At 68.4% G+C, this 26,130-nt stretch carries 25 protein-coding genes; 5 read left to right on the forward strand and 20 right to left on the reverse strand.

Features of this window, described 5'->3' with window-relative positions:
- Positions 1-3: 3 nt before the first annotated feature.
- The 8 genes from ACLIJ1_RS13270 to ACLIJ1_RS13305 form a co-directional block, all read right to left on the reverse strand.
- Positions 4-864, reverse strand: a complete 861-nt coding sequence (locus tag ACLIJ1_RS13270) for a carbohydrate ABC transporter permease (RefSeq protein ID WP_411366010.1) — start codon at positions 862-864, stop codon at positions 4-6.
- Positions 854-1,732 (reverse strand): carbohydrate ABC transporter permease, encoded by an 879-nt coding sequence (locus ACLIJ1_RS13275; protein ID WP_411366011.1) that lies wholly within the window; start codon positions 1,730-1,732, stop codon positions 854-856. Before ACLIJ1_RS13275 ends, ACLIJ1_RS13270 begins: the two co-directional genes overlap by 11 nt.
- Positions 1,733-1,742: 10 nt before the next feature.
- Entirely contained in the window at positions 1,743-2,999 is a 1,257-nt protein-coding gene (locus ACLIJ1_RS13280) for an ABC transporter substrate-binding protein (protein WP_411366012.1), read from the reverse strand.
- Positions 3,000-3,105: 106 nt separating this feature from the next.
- Positions 3,106-4,356 carry an ABC transporter substrate-binding protein gene (locus tag ACLIJ1_RS13285; protein WP_411366013.1) on the reverse strand — a complete coding sequence of 417 codons (1,251 nt, stop codon included), beginning with the start codon at positions 4,354-4,356 and terminating at the stop codon, positions 3,106-3,108.
- A 149-nt stretch (positions 4,357-4,505) separates the two neighbouring features.
- Positions 4,506-5,486 (reverse strand): glucokinase, encoded by a 981-nt coding sequence (glk, locus tag ACLIJ1_RS13290; RefSeq protein ID WP_411366014.1) that lies wholly within the window; start codon positions 5,484-5,486, stop codon positions 4,506-4,508.
- A gap of 82 nt (positions 5,487-5,568) precedes the next feature.
- Positions 5,569-6,015 carry a thioredoxin TrxC gene (trxC, locus tag ACLIJ1_RS13295; protein WP_411366015.1) on the reverse strand — a complete coding sequence of 149 codons (447 nt, stop codon included), beginning with the start codon at positions 6,013-6,015 and terminating at the stop codon, positions 5,569-5,571.
- A 69-nt stretch (positions 6,016-6,084) separates the two neighbouring features.
- Entirely contained in the window at positions 6,085-6,279 is a 195-nt protein-coding gene (locus ACLIJ1_RS13300; protein WP_411366016.1) for a DUF2905 domain-containing protein, read from the reverse strand.
- A 9-nt stretch (positions 6,280-6,288) separates the two neighbouring features.
- Positions 6,289-7,440 (reverse strand): class I SAM-dependent methyltransferase, encoded by a 1,152-nt coding sequence (locus tag ACLIJ1_RS13305; protein ID WP_411366017.1) that lies wholly within the window; start codon positions 7,438-7,440, stop codon positions 6,289-6,291.
- A gap of 30 nt (positions 7,441-7,470) precedes the next feature.
- Here ACLIJ1_RS13305 and ACLIJ1_RS13310 point away from each other — a divergent pair, with 30 nt between their 5' ends.
- Positions 7,471-8,262, forward strand: coding sequence for an SDR family oxidoreductase (locus ACLIJ1_RS13310; RefSeq protein WP_411366018.1), 792 nt, complete (start codon positions 7,471-7,473; stop codon positions 8,260-8,262).
- A gap of 12 nt (positions 8,263-8,274) precedes the next feature.
- On the forward strand, positions 8,275-8,652 hold the full coding sequence (locus tag ACLIJ1_RS13315) for a dihydroneopterin aldolase (protein WP_411366019.1): 378 nt from the start codon (positions 8,275-8,277) through the stop codon (positions 8,650-8,652).
- Here the strand turns inward: ACLIJ1_RS13315 and ACLIJ1_RS13320 are convergent, their stop codons facing one another.
- From ACLIJ1_RS13320 to ACLIJ1_RS13365, 10 genes are all read right to left on the reverse strand, one after another.
- Positions 8,653-9,492 (reverse strand): alpha/beta fold hydrolase, encoded by an 840-nt coding sequence (locus ACLIJ1_RS13320; RefSeq protein WP_411366020.1) that lies wholly within the window; start codon positions 9,490-9,492, stop codon positions 8,653-8,655.
- A 10-nt stretch (positions 9,493-9,502) separates the two neighbouring features.
- Entirely contained in the window at positions 9,503-10,393 is an 891-nt protein-coding gene (locus tag ACLIJ1_RS13325; protein WP_411366021.1) for a transporter, read from the reverse strand.
- A gap of 34 nt (positions 10,394-10,427) precedes the next feature.
- Positions 10,428-11,612, reverse strand: coding sequence for an ABC transporter substrate-binding protein (locus ACLIJ1_RS13330; protein ID WP_411366022.1), 1,185 nt, complete (start codon positions 11,610-11,612; stop codon positions 10,428-10,430).
- Between the two features lie 12 nt (positions 11,613-11,624).
- Positions 11,625-12,389 carry a coniferyl-alcohol dehydrogenase gene (locus tag ACLIJ1_RS13335; protein ID WP_411366023.1) on the reverse strand — a complete coding sequence of 255 codons (765 nt, stop codon included), beginning with the start codon at positions 12,387-12,389 and terminating at the stop codon, positions 11,625-11,627.
- Positions 12,386-13,372, reverse strand: coding sequence for a branched-chain amino acid ABC transporter permease (locus tag ACLIJ1_RS13340; RefSeq protein ID WP_411366024.1), 987 nt, complete (start codon positions 13,370-13,372; stop codon positions 12,386-12,388). Before ACLIJ1_RS13340 ends, ACLIJ1_RS13335 begins: the two co-directional genes overlap by 4 nt.
- Positions 13,369-14,304 (reverse strand): branched-chain amino acid ABC transporter permease, encoded by a 936-nt coding sequence (locus ACLIJ1_RS13345; RefSeq protein ID WP_411366025.1) that lies wholly within the window; start codon positions 14,302-14,304, stop codon positions 13,369-13,371. The genes ACLIJ1_RS13340 and ACLIJ1_RS13345 overlap by 4 nt, the downstream gene beginning before the upstream one ends.
- A complete protein-coding gene (locus ACLIJ1_RS13350) occupies positions 14,301-15,050 on the reverse strand; it encodes an ABC transporter ATP-binding protein (protein WP_411366026.1) in 750 nt (249 codons plus the stop codon). Before ACLIJ1_RS13350 ends, ACLIJ1_RS13345 begins: the two co-directional genes overlap by 4 nt.
- A complete protein-coding gene (locus ACLIJ1_RS13355) occupies positions 15,047-15,778 on the reverse strand; it encodes an ABC transporter ATP-binding protein (RefSeq protein WP_411366027.1) in 732 nt (243 codons plus the stop codon). Before ACLIJ1_RS13355 ends, ACLIJ1_RS13350 begins: the two co-directional genes overlap by 4 nt.
- A gap of 2 nt (positions 15,779-15,780) precedes the next feature.
- Positions 15,781-17,088: an ABC transporter substrate-binding protein gene (locus ACLIJ1_RS13360; protein ID WP_411366028.1), complete on the reverse strand. Its 1,308-nt coding sequence runs from the start codon at positions 17,086-17,088 to the stop codon at positions 15,781-15,783.
- 93 nt (positions 17,089-17,181) lie between these two features.
- Positions 17,182-18,657, reverse strand: coding sequence for a benzaldehyde dehydrogenase (locus tag ACLIJ1_RS13365; protein WP_411366029.1), 1,476 nt, complete (start codon positions 18,655-18,657; stop codon positions 17,182-17,184).
- Between the two features lie 259 nt (positions 18,658-18,916).
- Between ACLIJ1_RS13365 and ACLIJ1_RS13370 the strand changes: the two genes are divergently transcribed.
- The gene (locus ACLIJ1_RS13370; protein WP_411366030.1) at positions 18,917-20,734 is read left to right on the forward strand and encodes a sigma 54-interacting transcriptional regulator; all 1,818 of its coding nucleotides are present in this window, start codon (positions 18,917-18,919) and stop codon (positions 20,732-20,734) included.
- Between the two features lie 69 nt (positions 20,735-20,803).
- On the opposite strand, the gene ACLIJ1_RS13375 is transcribed toward ACLIJ1_RS13370, so the two are convergent.
- Entirely contained in the window at positions 20,804-21,862 is a 1,059-nt protein-coding gene (locus ACLIJ1_RS13375; protein ID WP_411366031.1) for an outer membrane beta-barrel protein, read from the reverse strand.
- A 237-nt stretch (positions 21,863-22,099) separates the two neighbouring features.
- On the opposite strand from ACLIJ1_RS13375, the gene ttcA reads away from it, so the two are divergent.
- Together ttcA and ACLIJ1_RS13385 are read left to right on the forward strand one after the other, a co-directional pair.
- Complete coding sequence (gene ttcA, locus ACLIJ1_RS13380; RefSeq protein WP_411366032.1) at positions 22,100-23,029, forward strand: tRNA 2-thiocytidine(32) synthetase TtcA; 930 nt, start codon at positions 22,100-22,102, stop codon at positions 23,027-23,029.
- A 21-nt stretch (positions 23,030-23,050) separates the two neighbouring features.
- Positions 23,051-23,674 (forward strand): DUF4136 domain-containing protein, encoded by a 624-nt coding sequence (locus ACLIJ1_RS13385; RefSeq protein WP_411366033.1) that lies wholly within the window; start codon positions 23,051-23,053, stop codon positions 23,672-23,674.
- A gap of 25 nt (positions 23,675-23,699) precedes the next feature.
- Here the strand turns inward: ACLIJ1_RS13385 and ACLIJ1_RS13390 are convergent, their stop codons facing one another.
- A complete protein-coding gene (locus ACLIJ1_RS13390) occupies positions 23,700-26,060 on the reverse strand; it encodes a PAS domain-containing protein (protein WP_411366034.1) in 2,361 nt (786 codons plus the stop codon).
- Positions 26,061-26,130: the final 70 nt, after the last annotated feature.

Below are 26,130 nucleotides of genomic sequence, written 5' to 3' on the forward strand. Positions count from 1 at the left end.
ATTTCAACCTTTGACGGCACCGGCCGTCAGACCTTTGACGAAGTACTGGCCAGCCAGCACATAGACGAGCATGGTGGGCAGGCCGGCGATGATCGCCGCGGCCATGTCCACGTTGTAGCTTTTGACGCTGCTGGTGGTGTTGGCCATGTTGTTCAGGCCCACGGTCACCGGCTTGCTGTCGGCGCCGCTGAAGGCGACCCCGAACAGGAAGTCGTTCCAGATGTTGGTGAACTGCCAGATCAGCGTGACCATCATGATGGGCGTGGACATCGGCAGCACGATGCGCCAGAAGATGCGCCAGAAGCCCGCGCCGTCGATGCGCGCGGCATTCACCAGCTCGCGCGGCACGGCCGTGTAGTAGTTGCGGAAGAACAGCGTCGTACCCGCCATGCCGGCCAGGCAGTGCACCAGCACCAGACCGCCGATCGAGGAAGACAGGCCCAGCATGCCCAGCACCTGGCTCATCGGCAGCAGCACCACCTGGAACGGCATGAACACGCCGAACAGCAGGAAGCCGAACAGCACTTCCGAACCACGGAACTTCCACATGCTCAGCACGTAGCCGTTGATCGCGCCCCAGGCGGTCGAGATCAGCACCGCCGGCACCGCCATCACCACCGAGTTCATGAAGTAGGGCTTGAGGCCCCGGCAGTCGACGCCGGTACAGGCGGTCGACCAGGCCAGGGCCCAGGCTTCGAAGTTCAGGCCGTGCGGCAGGCTCAGCAGGTTGCCGCTGCGGATCTGCTCGGCATCCTTGAGCGAGGTGACGATCATCACGTACAGCGGCGCCAGGAAGAACAGCGCAGCGACCAGCAGCAGGCCGTAGACAGCCACGCGGGAGAGGGACAGGGGTTTAGCGGTCATGGGGCTTGCTCCGCAGTTCGGAATAGAGATAGGGCACCACGATGGCGGCGACGGTTGCCAGCATCATGGTGGCGCTGGCCGCGCCCAGGCCGATCTGGCCGCGCGTGAAGCTCATCGTGTACATGAAGGTCGCGGGCACGTCGGTCGCGTAACCGGGACCGCCGGCCGTGAGGGCCATCACCAGATCGAAGCTCTTGATCGACAGGTGCGAGAGCACCAGGATGGTCGAGAACACCACCGGGCGCAGGATCGGCAGGATGATGCGCCAATAGATCAGCGGCAGCGAGGCACCGTCGATCTGCGCGGCCTTGATGATGCTGTCGTCGATGCCGCGCAGGCCGGCCAGGAACAGCGCCATCGCAAAGCCCGCCGACTGCCAGATGCCCGCGATCACCACGCAGTAGATCGCGTAGTCGGACTGCACCAGCCAGTCGAAGTTGAAGGTCGCCCAGCCCAGGTCGTGCATCAGCTTCTGCAGGCCGTCGCTGGGGTTGAGGATCCACTTCCAGGCCGTGCCGGTCACGATGAACGACAGCGCCATGGGGTAGAGATAGATCGTGCGCAGCCAGCCTTCGGCGCGGATCTTCTGGTCCAGGAAGATCGCCAGGATCATGCCGACCAGCATCGAACCGCCGACGTACAGGATGCTGAAGATCGCCAGGTTCTTCAGCGCCACGTACCAGCGGTCCATCGACCAGAGCTGCACGTACTGGTCCAGGCCCACGAAGGTGTCGTAGTTGGGCAGCATGCGCGAGCCGGTGACCGACAGCACGCCGTTCCAGATCATGAGCCCGTAGATGAAGGCGAAGCCCAGCACGAAGCTTGGGGTGATCACCAGCTTGGGCAGGAGGTTTTCGAAGGATTTCATCGCGGTGTCTTCAATGCGCCGGCCGCAGGGCCAGCAGTTGTTTCTGTGCGTCGTTCACGGAGAGTTGCGGGTTGTTCCAGAAATCCGAGACCAGCTTGCGCATCGCTGCCTGCTGCCCCGGGGCCAGTGCCATGCCATGCGCCACCGAAGGCACCAGGGTGCCTGCCTTGGCGGCCTTGGAGAAGTCCCCGGAGGAGACTTTGGCGCATTCGTCGAATTTGTCCATCGCCACGTTCTGGCGCACCGGAATCGAGCCCTTGCGGAGGTTGAAGCGCTCCTGGAAGTCCTTGCCCATCAACAGGAAGGCCAGGTAGCCCTGCGCCTTCTGCGCTTCCCAGCCCTTGAGCTGGAACATGGCGAAGGAGTCGACGTTGAAGGTGAAGGCCTCGGCCGTGCCCGGCGCCGGGAAGCAGCGGAAGTCCTTGCCAGGCTGCTGGCCGGCGGCGAGGAACTCGCCCTTGGCCCAGTCGCCCATGAACTGGAAGCCCGCCTTGCCCTGGATCACCAGTTCGGTGGTGACGTTCCAGTCGCGTCCCCGCGAAGCGTCGTCGACATAACCACGCAGGCGCCGGAAGGTGTCCAGCGAACGGCGCATGGTGTCGCTGCCCAGCGCGGCGGGCTCGAGCTTCACCAGCGCACTGTCGTAGAACTTCGGCCCGCCCACGCCCAGCACCACCGATTCGAAGGTGGTGAAGTCCTGCCAGTCCTGGCCGCCATGGGCCAGGGCGATCAGACCGGCCGCCCGCACCTTGTCGGCGGCCTTGAAGAATTCGTCGAAGTTGCGCGGTGCTTCGTTCACGCCGGCCTTGCGCAGCACCTCGGCGTTGGCCCAGAGCCAGTTGACGCGGTGCACATTGACCGGCACCGCCACATAGCGGCCCTTGTATTTCATCTGGTCGGCCACGACCTTGGGCAACACCTCGTCCCAGCGGTCGAAGGACGCCATCGCGTCGAGGTTGCTCAGCACATTGAGCGACGCCCATTCCTGGATCGCCGGCCCCTTGATGTTGGCCGCCGCCGGGGGGTTGCCCGCGAGCACCCGCGCCTTGAGCACGTCCATCGCGTTCTGCCCGCCGCCACCGACCACGGCGAAGTCTTTCCAGCTGTGCCCGCGCTGGGCCATCATGCCCTTGAGCTCGGCCAGCGACTTGGCTTCACCACCGGAAGTCCAGTAGTGCAGCACCTCGACCTCGCCCGCCCAGGCACCCAGGCAGACGCTGGCCAGCAGCGACGCGACGACGCGGCGGAAGCGGTGGGACTGGGGCATGGTGGGCAAGGAAGAAGTGACGTTGTGCATCCGTCCGGCAACAGACCGCCCGCACCCCGCCGCAGGTGCGGGGTGAACAGGCAGGACTGTTGCGGGAGGGAGGGGCTTACTTGGTCGCGGCGGCCTTGGCGATGTTCTTCACACCGTCGGCAACCGAGATCTTGTCGTCGTTCCAGAACTGGCTGACGGCGTCCTTGATGGCGCCTTCGGCGGCGGGGCTGACCGCCATGCCGTGGGCGATCGAGGGCACCAGGCCACCGCTCTTGGCGGTGTCGACGAAGTCCTTGCTGGAGAGCTTGGCGCAGTCGTCGAACTTGTCCATCTTCATGCCCAGGCGGACCGGGATGGAGCCCTTGTTCAGGTTGAAGACTTCCTGGAACTCGGTGCCCATGATGGAGGCAGCCAGATCGCCCTGGGCCTTCTGTGCGGCGGCGTCCTTGAGCTTGAACATCGCGAACGAGTCGACGTTGAAGGTGTAGGCATTGGCCGTGCCAGGAGCGGCGGCGCAGATGTAGTCCTTGCCCGGCACCTTGCCGGCAGCGGTGAACTCGCCCTTGGCCCAGTCACCCATGAACTGGAAGGCGGCCTTTTCCTGGATCACCATGGCCGTGGCCAGGTTCCAGTCGCGGCCGGGAGCGGCGGGGTCGGTGTAGCCCTTGATCTTGCGGAAGGTTTCCAGCGACTTGGTCATGGTCGGGCTGGTCAGGGCCTTCTGGTCCAGCTTGATCAGCGCGTCCTGGTAGAACTTGGCGCCACCGACACCCAGCACCACCGATTCGAAGGTGGTGAAGTCCTGCCAGTTCTGGCCACCGTGGGCGACGGCGATCAGGCCGGCCTTCTTGACCTTGTCGGCAGCGGCGAAGAACTCGTCCCAGGTCTTGGGCGCGCCCGTGACACCGGCCTTCTTCAGCACGGCGCTGTTGGCCCACATCCAGTTGACGCGGTGCACGTTGACCGGCGCGGCGACGTAGTTGCCCTTGTATTTCATGACATCGGCGACCACGCCCGGCAGCAGGCTGTCCCACTTCTCGGCCTTGGCGACGGCGTCCAGGTTGGCCAGCACACCTTCGTTGGCCCATTCCTGGATGCCGGGTCCCTTGATCTGCGCGGCGGCGGGCGGGTTGCCGGCAACGACGCGGCTCTTCAGGACGGTCATGGCGGCATCACCACCACCGCCGGCCACGGCGAAGTCCTTCCAGGTGTGGCCCTTGCCCTGCATGATCTTCTTGAGCTCGCCCACCGACTTGGCTTCACCGCCCGAGGTCCACCAGTGCAGGACCTCCACCTCGCCGGCAAAGGCGGCAGAGCCGGCCATGGCGATAGCAACAGCGGTGGCGAGTTTCGAGAGTTTCATCATCATGTCTCCAGTAAAGAAGGGACGCCGGACCCGCATCTGGGCGCGGCGCGGTTCGATCCGGAGCGGCACCATGCCGCCGGATTCATTAATTTTTCATTAATTAATGAATCCGGGCATCAGGAGTAACCCTGACCCGCTGTGACAAAGTTTCAGTGGCGGCCGTCGAGCGCCCGCGCCGCACCCAGCAGGGCGGGCGACTGCGGTGACGTGATGACCCAGACCGGCATGCCTTGCAGCAGGCCGGTGAAGCGGCCCTTCTGCTCGAACCGGGCCCGGAACGGCGAGGTGTCGAACCAGGCGCCCAGGCGAGGCACGATGCCGCCGCCGACGTAGACGCCCCCGCGCGCGCCCAGCGTGAGCGCCAGGTTGCCGGCCACCGAGCCGAGCATGGCGCAGAAGAGGTTCATGGCTTCCAGCGCCTGCGGATGGCCGGCCTGCAGGGCGGCCTCGCTTACGGCTTTGGCACTGTCCAGACCGTGCGCGGTGACGCCGTCGGCCTCGCACAGGATCGCGCAGGTGTCGACCAGCCCCTGGCCGCAACACACGCGTTCGGCGGAGGCGTGGCCATAGCGCCGGATCAGGCCGTCCATGACGGTCCGTTCGCGCGCCGTGGTCGCCGGCAAGGTGACGTGACCGCCCTCCCCTTCGAGCGGCACCCAGCCACCAAAACCGTCGGGCAGCAGACCCGAAACCCCCAGGCCCGTGCCCGCGCCGACCAGGCCCATGGCCACGCCCGGCACGGCCTCGCCACCGCCGACCTGGCGCAATTCGTCGGCCGGCAGGTCGGGCAAAGCCAGGGCCAGGGCGGTGAAGTCGTTGAGCAGGCGCAGGTTGTGCAGACCGAACTCGGCCTTGACCGCCGACTGCGAGAACGCCCAGTCGTGGTTGGTCATGCGGACCATGTCACCGGTGATCGGGTTGGCGATCGCGATCGCCACCGAGGCCGGTGCGCCGCGCCCCAGTCCGTCGAGATAAGCGTGCATGGCCGCCTGCAGCGTCGGGTACTGCGCGCCGGGCAGCACGCGCACGTCGGTGATCGGTGCGCCGGGTGCCGCCTGCCAGGCAAAACGGGCATTGGTTCCACCAATGTCGGCCAGCAGGCGGGTGGTGTCGGGAGAGGTCTGGAGCATGGCATCGGGTCCGGGGAAGGTCCCGGAATTATGCCGGAGCCGTAACCAAATTACAGCCCTGGCACCGCCAGACGCGAGGTCTTCAACCCAGGTGAGACCGGGTCCAGCGCACGATGTCGGCAGCCCCCATGGCGCCGGGCTGGCGCGCCACCTCACGCCCGTTCACGAACAGCGCCAGCGTCGGAATGCTGCGGATGTTCAGCCGCGTCGCCAGCGCCTGCGCCTCCTCGGTGTTGACCTTGGCCAGGCGCACGCCAGGCTCCAGTTCGCGGGCCGCGGCCTCGAATTGCGGCGCCATCGTGCGGCAGGGGCCGCACCACGGCGCCCAGAAATCGACCAGCACCGGCAACTGGGAACGCCCGACATGCTTGTCGAAGGCCGCTTCACCGAGTTCGACCGGATGGCCGCCGAACAGCGGGCGGTGGCACTTGCCGCAATCGGGCGCCTGGCGCAGATCGTCCGCCGCGACGCGGTTGGTGGTGTGGCAGTGCGGGCAGACGACGTGCAGGGATTCGGTGGTGGTGTTCACGGGTGACTCCATGGATTCCCCTGTAGATGGGGTTGCCCGTCGACGCTTCAAGAGACACCCTGCGGGGTATCAGATGACCTGGCCGATCAGGCTCGCGATGAAGCTCAGCAGGATGGTCGTCGTCAGCGGGATGAACCACTCGCGACCGAAGGCGCGAAAGCGCAGGTCGCCCGGCAGCTTGCCGAAACCCAGCTTGTGCAGCAGCGGCGTGAACCAGCTGATCAGCAGCAGGGCCAGAAAGATGACGATCATCCAGCGGATCATGGTTCTGTCCTACAGCCGGTGGGTGCGGTCGCCGCTGGAGAACCCGATCGGATCCCAGCCCTGCGCGCTCGCTCCGGGGGCCAGACCGATCACCTTGAACAGCTCGCCCATCTCGTGTTCGTTCACCAGCTTGCCCAGCATCGCGTTCTCCTTCGGAGCGGCGTGTTTCGCGGCATCCAGCAGGCCGGCGTTGATCAGGAAACGGCCCTGCGAGGTGTAGCCCAGCACGGACAGACCCGCATCCTGCGCGGCCAGCGCGATGCCGGTGAAGTTCACGTGCGCCGTGATGTCCTTGAGGCCGAGGTCGGCCAGCGGATCGTCGTCGCTCTTGTGCGCGCGGTGGCAGATCAGCGTGCCCATGTGGCGCTGCGGGTGGTAATACTCGGCCTCGGGGAACCCGTAGTCGATGAAGAACCCTGCGCCGCGGGTCCAGCGTTCGGCCAGGGTCCGGATGAAGGCCTCACCCTGCGCATGGATTTCGGTCAGGTAGTCGTGAGGACCTTCGATGTCCAGCGGTGGCCGCAGGTCCGTTGGCCGGTCGCCCCAGGCCAGCCGGCCATCGTCGGCCAGCACCACACCCCGCTCGTGCCACACACCGTCGGACTGCCCGCCCACGCGGCGCAGCAGTTGCACCGGCATCGCGTCCAGCACCTCGTTGCCCAGCACCACCCCCTCGAAGGCCTCGGGCAGGCGGTCGGCCCAGTGCACGCGGCCTGCGTGGCGCGCCAGGGTGGCCTGCTGCCGCTCGCGCAGCGTGCCCGAGAGGTCGACGATGGTGTAGCGGCGCGGCAGTTGCCCCAATGCGTCCAGCGCATCGAGCACCTGCAGCGCCAGCGCCCCGGTGCCGGCGCCGAACTCCCAGACCTCGTCGGTTCCCGTCGCCGCCAGGGCCTGCGCGACCTGCCGGGCCAGCGTCTGTCCGAACAGCGGCGACAGTTCGGGCGCGGTCACGAAGTCGCTGCCCTGCCCCGCCACGCCCTGCGGCATCTGGCCGAACTTCGGGCTGCGGTTGGCGTAGTAGCCCAGGCCCGGCTCGTACAGGGCCATGGCCATGAAGCGGTCGAACGACAGCCAGCCGCCGGCCGCGCGGATGGCCTCGGCCACCCGGGCCCGCAGGGTGCTCGTTAAACTGGAAGACTCATTCACGGTGTCGGTACTCACCCGCCCATTGTCCTAGATCGGTCGTCCGCCATGCCCGGCACCTCCCCGCCCACCGCGTCTCCCCACCCCACCGCCCTGGTCACCGGCGCGGGCCGCCGCCTCGGGCGCGAGATCGCGCTGTCGCTGGCGCGCGCCGGCTGGAACGTGGCCGTGCACCACCGCCACTCGGTCGCCGAGGCACAAGCCACGGCCGGTGAATGCGACGCGCTCACGGGCCGCCCGGGCAGCGCGCAGCCGTTCTACGCCGACCTCAGCGACGAAGCCGGCGTGCGCGCCCTGCTGCCGGCGGTGGCGCAACACTTCGGCGCGGTCGACGCGGTGGTCAACAGCGCCTCGCTGTTTGAACACGACGACGCGACCAGCTTCGGCTTTGCCGCCATGGAATCCCACCTGCGCAGCAACACCGGTGCGCCGATCCTGCTCGCGCAGGCGCTGCACGCGCACCTGGTCGCGCGCGAGGCCGAAGGGGCGGTGGTCAACCTGCTGGACCAGAAGCTCTGGAACCTCAACCCCGACTTCCTGAGCTACACGCTGTCCAAGGCGGCCCTGGAAACGGCCACCGGCATGCTGGCCATGGCGCTGGCACCGCGGGTGCGCGTGGTCGGCGTGGCGCCCGGCCTGACCCTGACCAGCCACATGCTGTCCGACGAGAAGTTCCAGGCGCTGCACCGGCAGTCGCCGCTGGGCCGCTCGTCCACCCCCGAAGACGTGGCCGCCACGGTGGTCTTTGCGCTGACCAACCGCTCGATCACCGGCACCACGCTGCTGGTCGACGGCGGCCAGCACCTGATGCGCTTTGCGCGCGATTTTTCGATGATGTGAGGCGACACCGGCATGAACACCACGAACCACACCGGCACCCAGATCCTCACGCTGACCGGACTGCGCTTCGACGCCAGCCTGGGCATCCTGGAGCACGAGAAGACCGCGCCGCAGCCGATCCAGGTCGACGCCGAACTCAACCAGGGCACACAACCGCTGCTGCCGCACGACGACGACATCAGCCATGTGCTGGACTACCGCAAGGTGCGCCAGATCATCATCGACGAGTGCACTGCCGAGCACATCAACCTGCTGGAGAGCCTGATCGGCAAACTCACGCGGCGCCTGATGCAGTTGCCCGGCGTCATCGGCGTGCGGGTGAAGATCGCCAAGCTGGAAATCTTCGCCGACTGCGAGGTCGCGATTCGCATGGAAAGCGGTCAGTGGTGATCAGGCCGGGCTGCGCTCGACCAGTTCCCGCAGCAGGCGGTTGAACCGCTCGGGCTTTTCCAGCTGGGGCGTGTGCCCGCAGTCATCGAACACCACCAGATCCGAGCCGCGCGCGATGGCGTGGGCGCGGCGGGAATGATCGACCGGCAGCACCGTGTCGTGTTCGCCGTGAATCACCAGCACCGGCAGGCCCTGCAGCTGGCGCAGGATCTCGTGCGAACGCTGCCACACACCGGGGCGCTGACCCTTCAGGGTGGTGAGCCCGCGCAACAAGGCCAGAAAGTGCTTTCCCCCGCCTGGCCGGTGGATGTTGCGCTCGATTGCGGTCCGGACCTCGGGTGTGATCGCCGTGGGGCGGTGCACGATGGCCTTGATCTGCTGCGCCACGGCCATCGGGCCCGGCCGGTTCATCAGCTCGCCCAGCAGCGGCAGCGTCATGAGGCGGAACGCCCCGAACACCTCGGGCCCCAAGGCCGCCGAATTGGCCAGCAGCAGCGACCGGACACGGCCCGGCGCCTGCGCGGCCATGCGCAGGGACATCGCCGCGCCCAGCGAGTTGCCCACCAGGTGCGCCTGTTCGACCCCCAACTGGTCCAGCAGCTTCCAGGCCACGGCCGCCAGGCCTTCGAGATCCAGGGCGTCTGCCCGCTCATCCGACAGGCCGTGGCCGGGCATGTCCCAGGCGATCAGCCGCACCGATGAGCCGAGGACCTCGAACTGGCGGTGCCAGAACTCCAGCGACTCGCCAATGCCGTGTGTCATGAGCACCACCGGCCCGGAAGCACCGCTGTCCCGGTAGCGGATCCTCGCGCCATCCATCGATGCGAACTGATCGGTCATCGTGCTTCCTTCAGAAAGGGATGGTGGTCTTGATCCAGAACGAGGTGCCTTCGCTGCGCGAACGCACCGAGAACTCCTTGCTCAGCTTCGCGGTGATGAACCAGCCCTTGCCGCTGTCGTACTTCACGTTGGGTCCGACCGAATAGGCGCGCCCCTTGGAGCCCGGCACCGACTGCCCGTTGCGCTTGTCTTCCGACAGCTGCTGGTAGAGGTTGCCGCCCACGCCCACCACCCAGCCATTGCCCAGTCCCCAGCCCAGCGCGTAGTCGATGTTGAGTTCGCTGCCGGAGCGGTAGCCGGTGTCCTTGTTGGTGCGGTTGAAGCTCATGCCGATCTTGGTGTCGGCATTCAGTCCGTTCGGATCGATCCAGGAGACCAGGTAGGCCGGCTGGATCGACGCGTAGTTGCGGCCGATGTTGACCGGCCGCAACGCGTCGTAGCCGCCCACCGGCAGCACCACGTCCACGGCCGCGACACTGTGCAACTGGGGCGAGTGGTGCCAGGCAACGCCGGTGCCCAGACTCACATCCCCCAGACCGGAACGCGACGACGACTGGCCAGCGGCGCTGACCTTGACGTTGACCAGCGGCAGGATGGCGTGGGCCACCAGCTGACCGCCCATCACCGGCGTGTCCGTCACCCAGGCAATGCGCGTCGCGGCCGCGGTGGCCTTCACCTTGAAGCCGGGCACCGGCACGGCGTTGCCCTGACCGTCGTTGAGGCGATCGGCGCTGTAGACGTTGACGTACTCCAGCACATAGACGCCCGGAGGCGGCGCCGCGCCGGCCAGGTGGTTCTCGGCGCCGATCGGATAGCTCGATCCGCCGCCTTCGGTGGCGAAGCTCGCCGACGTGGCGCCCAGCAGGGCCAGGGCGGTCAGGGACACGGTGGTCTTTTTCATGAAGTCTCCTCTTGTGGTTGAAAAAAATGGGTGTTCAGGGTGGGCCTGCGGTCAGGGGTGGTGCCTGTATCCAGACCGGGGCGGCGATCTTCCAGAGCCCGTTGCGCCAGGCAACGGGCAGGCTGGCGCGGTTGGGCGCATGGGCCGGGGCCTGCCCGACGTGGAAGGGCATGCCCAGGAAAGAAAGTTCGGTCGGCGGCAGCTCGCGCAGGGCGCGGGCGAACGAGGCGCGGGTGACGGGCCCGGGAATCTGGCGCGCCACGCGCACGAAGAGCTGCGCCGACACGTAGCCGCCCTGCGACAGGGCGCTCAGCGGCAGGCCGCCCTCGCGCATCACGCGTTTCCAGTCCAGCATCGCCAGCGAGGCGCTCTGCCAGGGCTCGAACTCGGCCATGGCGTGCACGCGCGCCTTCGGATCGCGGATGGCCCGGGCCACCTGGTCGGTGTAGGCCGGGGTCAGAAAGATCCAGTCGGTCTCGCCCAGGCCCTGCTTCTGGGCCTCGGCGAGCCAGCGCAGCACCGTGGGCTCATGGCCGGTGAACACGATGGCATCGCAGCGCCGCGCCAGGCGCTCGCGGATGGCGCCAGCGAAGTCGGCATCGGGCGGCATGAATGCCACGTCGTCCAGGGCGGCCTTCATCGAGGGCTTGAGCCGCTCCAGCGAGCGCTGGTAGCCGGCCGCCATGCCGGGCAAGTCCAGGATCGTCACGCAGACCCGCGCCTTCTTCAGGTGCTCGACCGCAAACGCGATCGCGTTCTCCAGGCCCAGGTAGGGCCCGTTGTTCATGGGCACGATGTGCGACGAGGCAAAACACTCGGGCGCCACCGATGCCCCCTGCAGCGACACCAGCCCGGCGGTCGCGTAGGCGGCGGCGTTGACCGGGCAGTCGAACAGGCCCGAGCCGCCCACCAGGGCCACCACTTCCGGGTCGGCGATCAGCTTCCGGGCAGCACCGGCCGCGGTCTGGGGGCTGGGGCCTTCGTCCAGCGACAGGTACTCGATGCGCCGGCCGTTCACGCCGCCCGCGGCGTTGACGGCGTCGAAGTAGCGGCGCGCCGCCTGCGAGGACTCGGGGAAGCCCGCCTGCACGCCCAGCGCGCTCACGGCGCCGACGCGGATCGGGCGCTCGTTCTGGGCCGGCGCCGCCGTGGCCAGGGCGGCCAGCAGCGCACCCGCCACCCACCGCCAGGCCGAACGTACGGAAAGCAGCGACCGCACAGCCGTCTCCGCTCAGAGGTAGGTGGAAGCCAGCCCGCCGTCCACCGGCAGGTTGACACCGCTGACCCAGCGCGACGCGTCGCTGCACAGGAAGGCGATCACCGGCGCCACCTCGTCGCTGAAGGCGGGGCGCTTCATGCGGTGGGCGTCTTTCTCCACGCGCTCGCTGCCCAGCATCTGCACGAAGTCGCCCAGGATGGGCGTGAACACCGGGCCGGGCGCCACGCAGTTCATGCGCACGTTGTGCTGCATGAAGAGCTTCTGCGACTGGGTGTACGTCCAGACGATCAGCGCTTCCTTGAAGTACTGGTAGCAGGTCTCCTGCGCCACCGGATGCTGGTCCAGCCAGGCCTGGCCTTCGGCGAACGATGCGGTCTGCCCCAGCGCGCGGTGCGGCTCCAAGCGGGCCGGCCATTCGGCGCCCAGGATGGAAGCGATGTTGACCACGCTGCCACCGTCCATGCGGTCCAGCAGGTCCAGCGTGAGGTGGCGCAGGCCAAGGTAGTTGACCTTGGCCACCAGGTCCACGGGCGCGGTGCCCGGCACACCGGCGATGTTGCACAGCGCGTCGATGCGCCCGGGCAGCTGGGCGATGGCGGCGTCGATGGCCTCGGGGGTGGACAGGTCGGCCTTGACGAAGCCGTCCAGGGTCAGCAGGGGGTCGTTGCGGTCGACGCCGATGACGCGGGCGCCCTGCAGGCGCAGCAGCTTGGCGGTGTCGCTGCCGATGCCCGAGCTGACGCCGGTGATGACGATGGTTTTGCCTTGCACGCTCATGGTGTGGAACTCCTTGGGAGGTTGGTGATGGAAAGGGAGGGATCGGTTGGTTGGTGCCGGCGGGCGCGCCAGGCGTCCCAGACACCGGCCAGGCCGCGCGGCAACCAGAGCGCGAACACCATGGCGACGGCACCGAGGCCCGCGAGGTACCAGGCGCCCAGGTGGCCCAGGCTTTCCTGCAGCACGAACAGCAGCAAGGCACCGACCAGCGGGCCCCACTGGCTGCGCAGGCCGCCGACCAGGGCCATGAACAGCATCAGCACCGACCACTGCACGCCGAAGTTGGTGCGCGGCAGAAAAGTGATGGCCGACGCCAGCCAGGCCACGCCGGCCAGCGCCGCGCCGAAGGACGCCAGCACATAGACCCGGCGCCGCGTGGGCGTGACGCGCACGCCGAGCGAGGCGGCGGCCTCGTCGTCTTCGCCGATGGCGCGGGTGGCGGTGCCGACCGCGCTGCGCAGCAGCCAGGCGGTCACACCCAGCATGAACACCAGCGAGCCCAGCGCCATCCAGAAACCGAGGTTGCGGCGCAGCTCGGGATCCACCTGGTTCAGCGCCAGCAGCGAGGTACCGGTCTCGCCCTGCACGATCGGATCGAGCATCACCAGAATGCGGATCACCTCGGCCACCACCCAGGTGGCGATGGCGAACTCACCTTCCTTCAGGCGCAGCACGAAGAAGGACAGAACCCAGGCCACCACCGCGGCGCCCACGGCACCGGCGAACAAGGCTGGGTAAGCCGACCAGCCGCCGTCGACGAGGCGCAGCGCGAAGTAGGCGCCGAGACCGAAGAACGCCTGTTGGCCGACAGAGACCAGACCGGCCTGCCCCGCCAGCAGACCCCAGGTGGTCGCCAGCAGCATGAAGATGAACAGCGTCGTGAGCTTGTCAATGGTGTTGGCACCCAGCATCAGGGGCAGCGAGGCCAGCACCAGGGCCAGCGCCAGCATCCAGAGAATGGGTTGATGTGTGGAGCGCTTCATGGCTGTGCCTCCAGCGCTGTTGTCACCGCAGCGGGCGGCGTCTTCCGACGGGGCACGGGCCAGACCGACAGCCCCAGGCCGTGGCGGTACTGGCCCCACAGCCGGCCGCCCAGCACCGCCAGGAACAGCAGATGCCCGCCGAGCTGAAAGCCCTGCGGCGAGACCAGCGCGCCGAAGCTCTGCGCCAGGCCCAGCAGGATGCCGCCCAGCAGCGTGCCCCAGAGCGAGCCGATGCCGCCGATGACCACCGCCTCGAAGGCCATGATCAGCAGCAGGGGACCGGCGTAGGGTTCGATGGTGGCGCGGGTGGCCAGCATGGCGCCGGCCAGCGCCGCCAGCCCGACCGAGATCGCGGCGGCGGCCCGGTGCACGCCGGCCGCATCCACGCCGCACAGCGCGGCGGCCTCCGGGTCGGACGCCGCAGCGCGGATGGAGCGGCCCAGGCGCGTCCAGCCCAGCAGGGCCTGCAGCCCGGCCAGCACCGCCACGCCCAGCACCAGGGTCAGCACCGGCAGCTGGCCGACCACGATGTCGCCCGGCAGCGTCCAGCTGGCCCAGGACAGCTCGCCCAGCGCGTCGGCCAGCGAGCGCGCCTCGGAACCGAACACGCCGTACAGACCGTTCTGGATCAGGGCACCCAGCCCCATGGTCACCAGCAGCGGCAGCAGCACACCCGAGCACAGCGTGCGCGCCAGCACCCACTGCTGCAGCAGCATGCCGACCGCGCCCATCACGGGCACGGTCACGAGCACCGCCAGCCAGGGCGACCAGCCCAGGCCGACCAACCAGAGCACGAGAAAGGCGCCCAGCATGGCCAGGTCGCCGTGCGCCAGGTTGATGATGCGCATGACGCCGAACATCAGCGAGAGTCCGGCCGCCAGCACGGCGTAGTAGCCCCCCAGCAGGGTGCCTTGAATGAGGGCGTCGATCATGCAGCGTGCTCCATGCCGAAATAGGCGTCGGTGACGGTCTGGCGATCCAGGTCGGCGGCGGGCGCGGCGAGCACGATGCGGCCCTCGCGCAGGCACAGCACCCGGTCGGCGAAGGCCATGGCGCGCGCAAGGTCCTGCTCCACCAGCAGCAGGGTGGTGCCGGCTTCGCGCCGCAGTTCGGCCAGGTGGGTGTAGACCTCGTCCACCGCGCGCGGCGACAGGCCCAGCGAAACCTCGTCGATCAGCAGCACGGCGGGGTTGGTCATCAGCGCGCGGGCGATGGCGGCGGCCTGCCGCTGCCCGCCCGAGAGCGCGCCGGCGGGCCGGTTCATCAGCGGCGCCAGCGCGGGCAGGGCCTGCACCACACGCTCGATGGTCCAACCGGCATCGCCCTCGCGGAGCCGTCCGCGGTGCTCGCGGGCCAGCAGCAGGTTCTCGCGCACCGTCATGTCGGCAAACAGGCGCCGACCCTCGGGCACCAGGGCCAGCCCCTGCTGCACCCGGCGGTGCGCCGGCAACGCGGTCACCTCGGCGCCGGCCAGGAGGACACTGCCCCCGCCGGCGGGATGCACGCCCGCCAGGGTGCGCAGCAGGGTGGTCTTGCCCGCGCCGTTGGAGCCCACCAGGGCGACGGTTTCACCGGCCTTCAGCTGCAGCGACACCTCGCGCACGGCCATCAGCTGGCCGTGGCTGGCGCACAGGTTGCGCGCTTCGAGCAGCACGCTGCGGGACTCATTCGGGTTCATGCAGGCACCCCACCGAGATAAGCCTCGACCACACGCGAGTCGTTCATGACCGTTTGAGGATCGCCTTGCGCCAGCACCGTGCCGGCGTCCATGCAGACCAGCCGGTCCACCACCTTGAGCAGGGCGTGCAGCACATGCTCGATCCAGACCACGGTCAGCCCTTCGTCGCGCAGCGAGGCCACCAGGGCAGACAGCGTGACGAGTTCGGCTTCGGTCAGGCCGCCGCCGATCTCGTCGAGCAGCAGCACGCGCGGCTTCGTGGCCAGGGCGCGCGCCAGTTCCAGCCGCTTGCGGTCCATCAGTCCCAGGCTGGCCGCGGTGCGCTGGCTCAGGCCCGCCAGCCCGCAGCGCGACAGGCTGTGCCGCACCGCCGCCTCGGCCTCGTGCCCGCGCAGGCCGGCGCCATGCTGCGCCGCGACCAGGGTGTTCTCATACACGCTCAGGCCCAGGAAGGGCCGCGGCACCTGGTGCGTGCGCGCGATACCGGCGCGGCAGCGGCGCGCGGCATCCCAGGCGTCGATGGGCTGGCCATCGAAGGCGACGCGGCCGCTGCTGGCCGGCAGCGTGCCGGCCAGCACGCCGAACAGCGTGGTCTTGCCGGCGCCGTTGGGGCCGACCACACCCAGCGCTTCGCCGCGGCGCAGGCGCAGGTCCACACCGTGCAGCACCTGCAGGCGGCCGAAGTGCTTGCACACGCCTTCGGCTTCGAGGATGGCGGTCTCCGACACGTTCAGGCCCCGAGCTGATAAGGCTTCATCGCAGCGGTCAACGGCACCTTGGGGTGGTCGGCGTTGGAGACGATCTCCAGCCCGAACTTGTTGGCCCCGCCCTTGCCGCGCAGCCACTGCACGCCCACCAGACCGGTGGTTGCGCAGTTGGGCACCGGGCCGGCCGTGAAGTCCACCGGGCCGACCGCGGTGTCGGCCTTCAGGCGCGACATGGCCTGCGCCAGCGAGGCGCGGTCCTTGGGGTCGGCCGCGCTGCGCAGCGTGGCGACGGCGGCGTCGAACAGCGAGGCGGTGGCGCCGATCTGCTGGTTCCAGGCCTTGCCGCTGGCCTTTTCGTAGGCGTCCGCCAGCTGCGTGCTGGTCATGCCCGTGGCCGGCGACGCGAAGGGGAAGCTGCGGTGCCAGTAGGCGCCCGCGTGCAGCCCATTGCCCAGCTGGCCCAGCGCTTCCAGCTCGGCCGCGAACAGGCCGGCCTTGGCCATCTGCACCACCTTGACCTGTTTGGCCAAGCCGCGCTGGGCGGCCTGGCGCCAGAACACGGCGAAGTCGGGCGGAAACGGGAAGGTGTTGAAGATCTCCACGCCTTCCTTGCGGAACAGCGCGATCTGGGCCGAGAAGTCGGTCAGGCCGTTCTGGTACGGGCCGGCGTCGACCACGGTGAAGCCGGCCTTCTGCAGCGCGGGAATCAGCATGCCGCGGATGGCGTTGCCATCGGCATCGGCGGGCAGCAGCATGCCCACCTTCCGGTTGGTCGGCACCTTGCTCCACTGGTCGGTGTAGAGCTTGGCGAAGTTGCCCACGCCGAAGCAGAAGTGGTAGGTCCACTTGAACGGCGAGGGCTCGCCCGGCTTGGCGCCACGGCCGAAGTAGAAGGCCTCCCAGGGGCTGGTGGTCGAGAGCGCGGGCACACCCGCGGCCTCGCAGGCGTCGGCCACCGGGTTCACCGTCTCGGGCGTGGAGGTGGACAGCACGAAGTCGACCTTGTCGCTGTTGATCAGCTCCTTGGCCATGGCGGCGGCGCGCACCGGGTTGCTCTGCGTGTCCTTGGCGATGAACTCGACGCTGTAGCGCTTGCCACCGGCCTCGATGCCACCGGCCAGCTGCTTGCGCACCTGGTCGAGCACGAAACCGTCGCCTTCGCCGAACAGGGCCAGCGGGCCCGAGCGCGGGCTGACCACACCGATGCGCAGGGTGTTGCCCTGGGCCCGGGCGAGCATGGGGAAAGCGCCCAGGCCGGCGGCGGCCAAGCCGGCGGAAAGAACATGGCGGCGCGAAGCGCCACCCTCGGTACGGGGTGTCTGGAAAGTCATGTGTGTCTCCTGGCCGGTGCTTCGGGGCACCGGTCCGTGTTGTGGGAAAAGCCGGATGTCACCGCCCGGCGCGGAACCGGGCGGTGGTCAATGTCAGAACGGGAACTGCGGTACGGCCGCCTTGACCGTGACCCACTGCCAGCGCGTGTACTCGTCGATGTCGGCCGGTCCGCCAACGGCGCTGCCGTTGCCGCCCAGGCCCGGGCCGCCGAAGGGGTTCGTGCAGTCGTCGTTGACGGTCTGGTCGTTGATGTGGACCATGCCGGCGTTCAGCCGCTCGCCGATGGCCATGGCGCGGCCCACATCGCGGCTGATCACGGCGGCCGACAGCCCGCCCTGGCTGTTGTTGGCCAGGGCCACCGCCTCGTCGTCGGAGCCAAACGTCACCAGGTTCACCAGTGGACCGAAGGGTTCGTCGTCGAAGCTGCGCATGCCCGGCTTCACGCCGGAGAGCACGGTGGGCTTGTAGCAGAGGCCCTCGTGCGTGCCTCCGGCCTCCAGCGTCGCGCCCTGTTTCACCGTCTCCTGCACCAGCGCGTCAAAGCGCGCCAGTTGCCGGCTGTCGATCATCGGCCCCAGGGCGACCTGACCGCTGGCGCCATCGCCCACGGGCAGGTGCGTGGCCTTGCCGACCAGCCGGGCCTTGAGGCCTTCGGCGACAGACGCGTGCACCAGCACCCGGTTGCTGGCCATGCAGATCTGGCCCTGGTGGAACCAGGCGCCGAACGCGGCGGCGCTGGCGGCCGCGTCCAGGTCGGCGTCTTCCAGGATGATCAGGTTGTTCGCGCCGCCCAGCTCCAGCGACACCTTCTTGAGGTGCTTGCCAGCCAGCTCGCCGATGCGCCGTCCCACGTTGGGCGAGCCGGTGAAGGCGATCATGGGCACGCGCGGGTCCGTCACGAGCGCCTCGCCCGCCTCGGCGTTGCCCGGCAGCACCTGCAGAACGCCGGCCGGCAGGCCCGCTTCCTGGAACACCCGCGCGATGATGAAGCCGCCGCTGGCGGGCGTGCGCACGTCGGGCTTGAGCACCACTGCATTGCCCAGCGCCAGGGCCGGCGCCACCGAGCGCAGGCTCAGGATCAGCGGGAAGTTGAAGGGCGAGATCACGCCCACCACGCCGTGGGGCACGCGGCGCGCGATCGACAGGCGGCCGCTCGTGCTGGGCAGCACATGGCCCTGCGACTGCATGGGCATGGCGGCGGCCAGACGGCACAGCACCACCGCCTCGCGCACCTCGTGCTGGCCCTTGGGGATGATGCCGCCGGTCTCACGGGCAATCATCAGCGCCAGCTCGTCGAAATGCTGCTCGAACAGGGCGGCGGCACGCAGCAGGAGAGCGGCACGGTCGCGCGGCGGCGTGGCGGCCCAGGCGGCCTGCGCGGCGTGGGCGCGGCCGACGGCCGCCTGCATGTCGGCGGCGCTGGCCACCCCGGTGCGCCACAGTGGCTGACCGGTCGCCGGCTCCATCACGTCCTGGCTGCTGGCCAGGTGCGTGTTCCAGCCGCCGTCGAAGGCCGTGCCGTTCCAGCAGGCCGCGTCGGCCCAGTCGATGTGTTCCGAAACACCCATGTCTGTCTCCTTGTGGTTGAGGTTGGTGTGCCGGGTGTTCCCCGGCTGTGCCCTGCGTGCTTTGCAACGGGCGTACCAGTCGCGGACCGCCCCAGCGCCGCGCCCCGCCCCCAGGGCCTTCGCTTCATAGGGGAAGCTCCGGACAAACCCTGACCGGTCTCAGAAGGGTCATTGGGGCCCATTCACCGGGAAAACATCACTACAAAGAACCACAAATGAATGCCAACATTGAATGTCTACGTTCATTTCTGGTGATTTCATGCCCGGTCCCCGCATCTCACTGGCCCAGCTCCACCGCGCCACCGGCGCCACCCGACCGGCGCCGCCCACCCAGGTCCCGTTCTCCGGCCAGTGGCGCTTCGACCTACAGCAGGTCGACGGCAGCAGCCACCCGACCGTGGCCGACCTGAGCGAATGCCTGTTCTTCTCGCCCGGCGACGGCCGCATCTGGCTGCAGGACCAGCGCATGGTGCTGATGCACGCCGAGGCCCTGGGCGGGCTGCGACGCGAGCTGATCGAGACCATGGGGCTGGACAAGGCGCGCGGTCTGCTCACCCGCATGGGTTACCTCAGCGGCGCGCGCGACGCCGAGCTGGTGCGTCGCCAGTGGCCGGACGCCGAACCGCCCGTGGCCGCCGTGGCCGGCACCCGCCTGCACGCGCTGGAAGGCGTGGTGAAGGTGGAAGTGGTGCGCGTGAGCTACGACGCCGCCACCGGCGACTACCAGGGCGAGTTCCTGTGGCACAACTCCAGCGAGGACGACGAGCACATCGCGGTCTATGGCGTCGGCGGTTCGCCCGCCTGCTGGATGCAGACCGGTTACGCCACCGGCTATGTGAGCACGCTGTTCGGCAGGCTGATCCTGTTCCGCGAGGTGGCCTGCCGCTCGGCCGGCGATGCCCAGTGCCGGGTCATCGGCAAATCCGTGGAGCTGTGGGACGACCCGCAGGAAGACCTGCGCCATCTGCAGCTGGGCGACGATGGCGCCGACGCCGAACCCGCCGCAGCGCCGCTGGGGCCCTGGGCAGACCCGGGCAACAGCGGCGGTCAGGACCCCACCCTGGTCGGCGCATCGTCCGCCTTCAACGCCGCGTTCCACATGGTGCGCCGCGTCGCGCCCACACCCGCCACCGTGCTGTTCACCGGCGAGTCCGGCGTCGGCAAGGAGATGTTCGCGCGCAGCCTGCACCGCAGCAGCGACCGCGCCAGCAAGCCTTTTGTCGCCATCAACTGCGCCGCCATTCCCGAGACCCTGATCGAGTCCGAACTGTTCGGCGTCGAGCGCGGCGCCTACACCGGGGCTGGCGCTTCCCGCCCGGGTCGCTTCGAACGCGCCGACGGCGGCACGCTGTTCCTGGACGAGATCGGCACCCTCAGCCTGGTGGCGCAGGGCAAGCTGCTGCGCGCCCTGCAGGAAGGCGAGATCGAACGGGTGGGCGGCACCAAGACCCTGCGCGTGGACGTGCGGCTGGTGGCGGCCACCAACGAGAACCTGCGCGAGGCGGTGCGCCAGGGCCGCTTCCGGGAAGACCTGTTCTACCGGCTCAACGTCTTCCCCATCCACCTGCCGCCGCTGCGCGAACGGCGCGACGACATCCCGCTGCTGATGCAGCACTTCCTGCACCACTACCGCGAGCGCTACCAGCGCGACGTGCCCGGCTTCAGCCAGCGGGCGGTCAAGGCCCTCTTCAACTACGGCTTTCCCGGCAACATCCGGGAGCTGCAAAACCTGATCGAACGGGCGGTGATCATGGTGAACGACGGCGAGCTGATCGACGTGCACCAGCTCTTCCGGGGCGGAGAAGACCTCGGGGAAGGCGTGCTGTCGCTGCAGTCACCCGCCCCCGGCGACAGCGGAGGACGCCTGGTCGGTGCCCCGAACCGTGCCCCGGCCGACACCACCGCCGTCCCCGGCCAGACACTGGAAGAGGCCGAACGCCAGTGGATCGCCGCCGCGTTGCGGCGCACCGGCGGCAACATGGCCGCTGCAGCACGTCAGCTGGGCATCACCCGCGCCACCCTGCTGCACCGCGCCCGCCGCCATGGCCTGCCCATTGGCCGCAGCGCCAGGGCCTGATCATTCTTCATGGAACAAAGAAAAAGGCCCCTTGCGGGGCCTTTTTGCTTCAGGACGCCGGAAACGGCATCACTTGAAGTTGTACTGCACGCCAACGCCCAGATAGACCAGGTCCTTCCAGTGACGCGAGTCGTCGGAGCTCTTCTTCAGGAACATGTCCAGATCGCTGCGCAGCGCCAAGTTCTTGCTGAAGGCATGGGTCAGGCCCAGGCCCAGGATCGGGCGGGTCTGCGAACCTTCGACATCACCGGTGTGCTTCACGCTGGCCACACCCAGCTTGCCGAACACACGGGTGGCTTCACCCAGGTTCGTGCCGGCGGTGGCGCGCAGCCCCAGGGCGCGGACCTTGGACTCGACACCGTTTTCGAAGTCGTGGCCACGGCCGAACTGGGCAAACGCTTCAGCGCCCCAGATCTTGTTGATCTGGTAACCCACGCCGCCTTGCAGGGCCAGCTTCGTGTCGTGGTCGTCGTGTTGGGCGATGCCGGCGATCGGGCCGTTGCTGATCAGGTCGCGCTGGGCACCCAGGGTACCGAACACGTACGGGAAGGACACCACTTCGGCGGCCTTCAGGACCGGAGCGGGTGCCGGAGCCGGTGCCACCACGGGAGCGGGGGCCGGCGCGGGAGCCGGAGCCACCACCGGAGCGGGAGCCGGTGCCGGAGCCACGGCGACCGGGGTCGGGCGCGGCAGCAGGTCGGAGAAGTGGTTGTCGCACTGACGCATGGTCACGCGAACGATCTTGCCGTCCTTGTCCTTGTAGGCGTTGATTTCCATGGCCGGGCTGAACGGGATCCACTTGCCCTGCAGAGCCTTGCTCACGCCGCCGCGGCCGCGGGCCGTGGCCACGCCCTTGTCGCAGGCACCCTTGGAGTAGTTGGGGCTCAGGTCCTTCAGCAGGATCGAGGACACCGACACTTCGCCCTCGCCCAGCTTCGGCTTCTGTTTGGTCTGGGGCTTGTAGAACTTGGCCTTGCCGCTCTGAATGGCCGCATCGCAGGCTTCAGGAGAGGCGTAACCCGTGTTGCCGTCACGGTCGGTGGTCATACCGGCGGTCTGGGCGGTGGCGACAGAGGCCAGGGAAGCCAGCGCAGCGGCAACAGCAACCCGGTGAAGAACGTAGGACATAAAGACTCCAAATAAAATCAATGGCTTTCCCGCGGTCAAGCACGGATCAAGCGGATCGTGCGGCGCCCTCAAAGATGCCGCCCTCCGTCCGGAAGTGTACCTTTCGACTTATTCCGAACCTTGACCCGACACAATTTTGTGCTGCAGTGCGGCAGATTGTGCATTGCAACACGCCACCGCGCGACAAGCTGTTGCGTTTGACGCAACGCCGGCCCACCCAACCCGAGGCCCCGAACCATGACCCCAGAAAAACTCGCTTTCGAAAACAAGAAGCTCGAAAAGCGCCTCTGCCGCGAGGTCGGCCGCGCCATCGTCGACTACAACATGATCGAGGAAGGCGACCGCGTGATGGTCTGTCTCTCGGGCGGCAAGGACAGCTACGGCCTGCTCGACATCCTGATGAAGCTGCAGAAGCGCGCGCCGGTGAACTTCGAGCTGATCGCGGTCAACCTCGACCAGAAGCAGCCCGGCTTCCCGGCCCACATCCTGCCCGAGTACCTGAGCCAGCTGGGGATCAAGTACCACATCGAAACGCAGGACACCTACTCCATCGTCAAGGAGAAGATCGAGCCTGGCAAGACCATGTGCAGCCTGTGCTCGCGCCTGCGCCGCGGCATCCTCTACCGTGTGGCGCGCGAACTCGGCGCGACCAAGATCGCGCTGGGCCACCACCGCGACGACATGCTGCAGACGCTGTTCCTGAACATGTTCTTCGGCGGCAAGCTCAAGGGCATGCCGGCCAAGCTGGTCAGCGACAACGGCGAGTTCATGGTGATCCGCCCGCTGGCCTACGTGCCGGAGAAAGACCTGATCCGCTGGGCCGAGGCGCGGCAGTTCCCCATCATTCCCTGCACGCTGTGTGGCAGCCAGGAGAACCTGCAGCGCAAGCAGGTGGGCAACCTGCTGCGCGACTGGGACAAGCAGTTCCCCGGCCGGCTGGAGAACATGCTGCACGCCCTGCAGCACGTGGTGCCCAGCCACCTGATGGATCGGGCGCTCTACCCGTTCCAGACCATCAAGACCACCGGTGCACCGGTGGAAGACGGCGACCTGGCCTTCGACGAAGAACCGCTGCAGGCACCGCCCCGCGCCGTGGACGAAGACGCGGCCGAAGGGAACATTGCCGCCCCGCGCACGGTCATACCGATTGCGGCGGTCGAATCCTGACCGCCAGACACCGGGAACTCCATGCTTCGACAACTGTTCACGCTGATGCTGGTCTTGTCGCTGGCGGCCTGCGCCGGCCCGCAGCGCGTGGACAACACGGTGCAGAGCTTTGCACGCTGGGAGCAGCCGACCGGCGGAGCGACTCCCGTGGTGCCGCAAGGACCTCAGCGCTACCGCTTCGAGCGCCTGCCGTCGCAGGGCGACGGTGCTGCCGCGCAGGAACAAAGCACCCTGGAAGCGATGGCCCGTCAGTCGCTGGAGGCCCACGGCTGGACCCTGGCCGAGAAAGACGCCGACGCACGCTGGACGGTCCAGCTGTCGACCAGCACCACCCGCACGCGCGATCCCTGGGACGACCGGCGCAGCGGCTGGTCGGTGCATGGCCAGATCCTGGCGGGCAACGGGCATTTCTTCTGGGCGCCGATGTTCATGTTCCCGGCCGACCCGCCGGACACTCTGCGGCAGGTATCGCTGCTGGTGCGCGCCGCGCCGGGTGGTCAGGTGGTCTATGAAACCCGGGCCGAACACGACAGCCGCTGGAACTCGACGCCGGCACTGTGGCAGGCCATGGTGAATGCTGCGCTGAAGGATTTTCCCAAGCCCCCGGCCGGTCCGCGCCGGGTGGAGGTCGATCTCCAGCGCTGACCCGGCGCCCGCGGGCCTGGCGCCGTCAGCGCGAGGGCTTCTCCATCAGGGCGCGGACGGCCTCGGCCAGCGCGTCCATGCTGTCCTGTTTGCCCAGCACGTCGGACACGCCAGCGGCGGTTGCCGCCGTGATGAGCTGCTCGTTGACATGCCCCGAGACGATGGCCACGCGCTGCCCCGGCCGCAGGCTCCGCACCGCCTGCGCCAGCTCGACACCGCTCAGCCCCGGCATGTTCTGGTCGGTCACCAGCAGGTCGACCGGGTCCGGGTTCGCCTGCAACCAGGCCAGCGCCTCTTCGCCGGAGACGAAGGTGGTGACGCGGTAACCGTGCTTGCGCAGCAGCCGGCCGGCGAGGAACGACAGCGCTTCGTAGTCGTCGACATAGACGATGTGGTGGTGCGTCGCGGCTGGCGCCGGGGCCGGCTCGACGGCCTTCACCGGTGCGTGGACGGTCTCTTCCGCCGCCGCCAGCGGCAGGTAGACATCAAAGCGGGCCCCTTCGCCCGGCGCGCTGCGGATCGCGATCGCGCCGCGGTGCGCCTTGACGATGCCGTGCACGACCGACAGCCCGAGACCGGTGCCTGCACCGGGTGCCTTGGTGGTGAAAAACGGTTCGAAGATCCGGCGCTGGGTTTCCAGGCTCATGCCCGGACCATCGTCACTCACGCTGATGCGCACGTGCTCGCCCGGTGTCAGCCCTTCCAGCCCCATGGCCGCCGGGTCGTCCAGCCGCACCGCGTCCAGCCCGACGGCGACCTGGCCCGGGCTCTTGCCCATGGCCTGCCAGGCGTTGGTGCAAAGGTTCATGAGCACCTGCTGCACCTGCGTCGCGTCGGCCATCACGGTCAGCGGTGCGTCCTCCAGATGGGTGACCAATTGCACGCCGGCCGGCAGCAGCGACCGCATCAGCGCCAGCGTCTCTTCCACCAGCGGCCGCAACGGCTGGTGCCGCAACTCCTGCGACTGGCGCCGGCTGAAGGCCAGGATCTGCTGCACCAGCTGCCGGGCGCGGATGGCGGCGCGGCTGATTTCGGCCAGGCTCTCCTGGGCCAGGTGCTCGGGCCCCACGTCTTCGCGCGCCAGCGCGAGGTTGCCCAGGATCGCGGCCAGCAGGTTGTTGAAATCGTGCGCCACACCGCCCGCCAGCGTGCCAATGGCTTCCATCTTCTGCGACTCGCGCAGCTGGGTTTCAAGCAGCCGCTGCTGGGCTTCGGCCTGCTTGAGGTCGGAGATGTCGGTGTGCGTGCCCACCATGCGCAGCGGTTTGCCCAGTTCGTCGCGCTCGATCACCATGCCGCGCGAGAGCACCCATTTCCAGCTGCCATCCTTGCAGCGGATCCGGTGTTCGTTGCGGTACAGCGGCGCCCGACCCTCGAAATGGGCCTGCCGGTCAACCCGCATCTGGGCCACGTCGTCCGGGTGGGTGCGTTGGTCCAGATCCAGCGGATGGCTGGCAATTTCACCGTCGGTGAAACCGTACATCGCCTTGATGCGCGGGGAGACATATTCCTCACCGGTGAGCATGTTCCAGTCCCACACGCCATCGCCCGCACTGTCCAGCGCCAGCTTCCACAGCGCCTCGCTCTCGCGCAGCGCCAGCTCGGCCTCCTTGCGGGCGGTGATGTCCAGCAGGATGCCGACCCGGATCTGTGCGCCCGGCTCCCGGGCCACGGTGTCCGAGCGCCGGTACAGCCATCGGATGCTGCCATCGGGCAGCACGATGCGGAACTCCAGGCCGTGGTCTTTTTCTCCGGCATGGATGCGTCGGATGTGGTCGGCAAAGCGCTGGGCGTCGTCCGGATGCCGGTAGCGCGCCAAGATGCCCGTTTCAGCCAGCACCTCTTCCGGCGAGAGCCCGTAAATCTGCCGCACGCCTTCGCTGACAAAGCGGTAGCGGGCCTCGCCGTCGTCGGTGACGCGAATCACGAAGGCCATGCCGGGGAGCTGCCCGGTCAGCAGGCGCAGCTGCGCCTCGCTGTCCTGTTGCGCCTGCTGGGCCGCCATGCGGTCGGTGATGTCTTCGACCGTCCCTTCGTAATAGATCAGCGCGCCCGCCGCGTCGAACACACCGTGCGCGTTCTCGCTGACCCAGCGGTGTTCTCCGTCCTGGTGCCGAACGACTTCGGAGATGAACCCCCGCACGAAGCCGTCGCGCTCCAGCAGCGCCCGAAACGCGGCCCGCCGCCCCGGCTCGACATACCAGTCGCTGTCGGCGTGATTGACGTCGGCCAGCATGGCCGGTTCGTCCTCGTAGCCGTTGAGCTGCACCAGCGCCGGATTGGCACGCAGCATCAGCCCCTGGGGCGAACTGCGGTACGCACCCATGGGCAGGAACTGGAAGAGCGAGGAAAAATCCGCAGCCAGCGCCGCGTTGAGCTCGTTCATTCCGGCATTGTCCCGCCCTGCGCCGAAAGCCGATCCCCGGAACTGCCCGTGGTCAGCCCGCCAATCCGGC

The sequence above is a fragment of the Hydrogenophaga sp. RWCD_12 genome, from assembly GCF_046604225.1.
Classification (GTDB): Bacteria; Pseudomonadota; Gammaproteobacteria; order Burkholderiales; family Burkholderiaceae_C; genus Hydrogenophaga.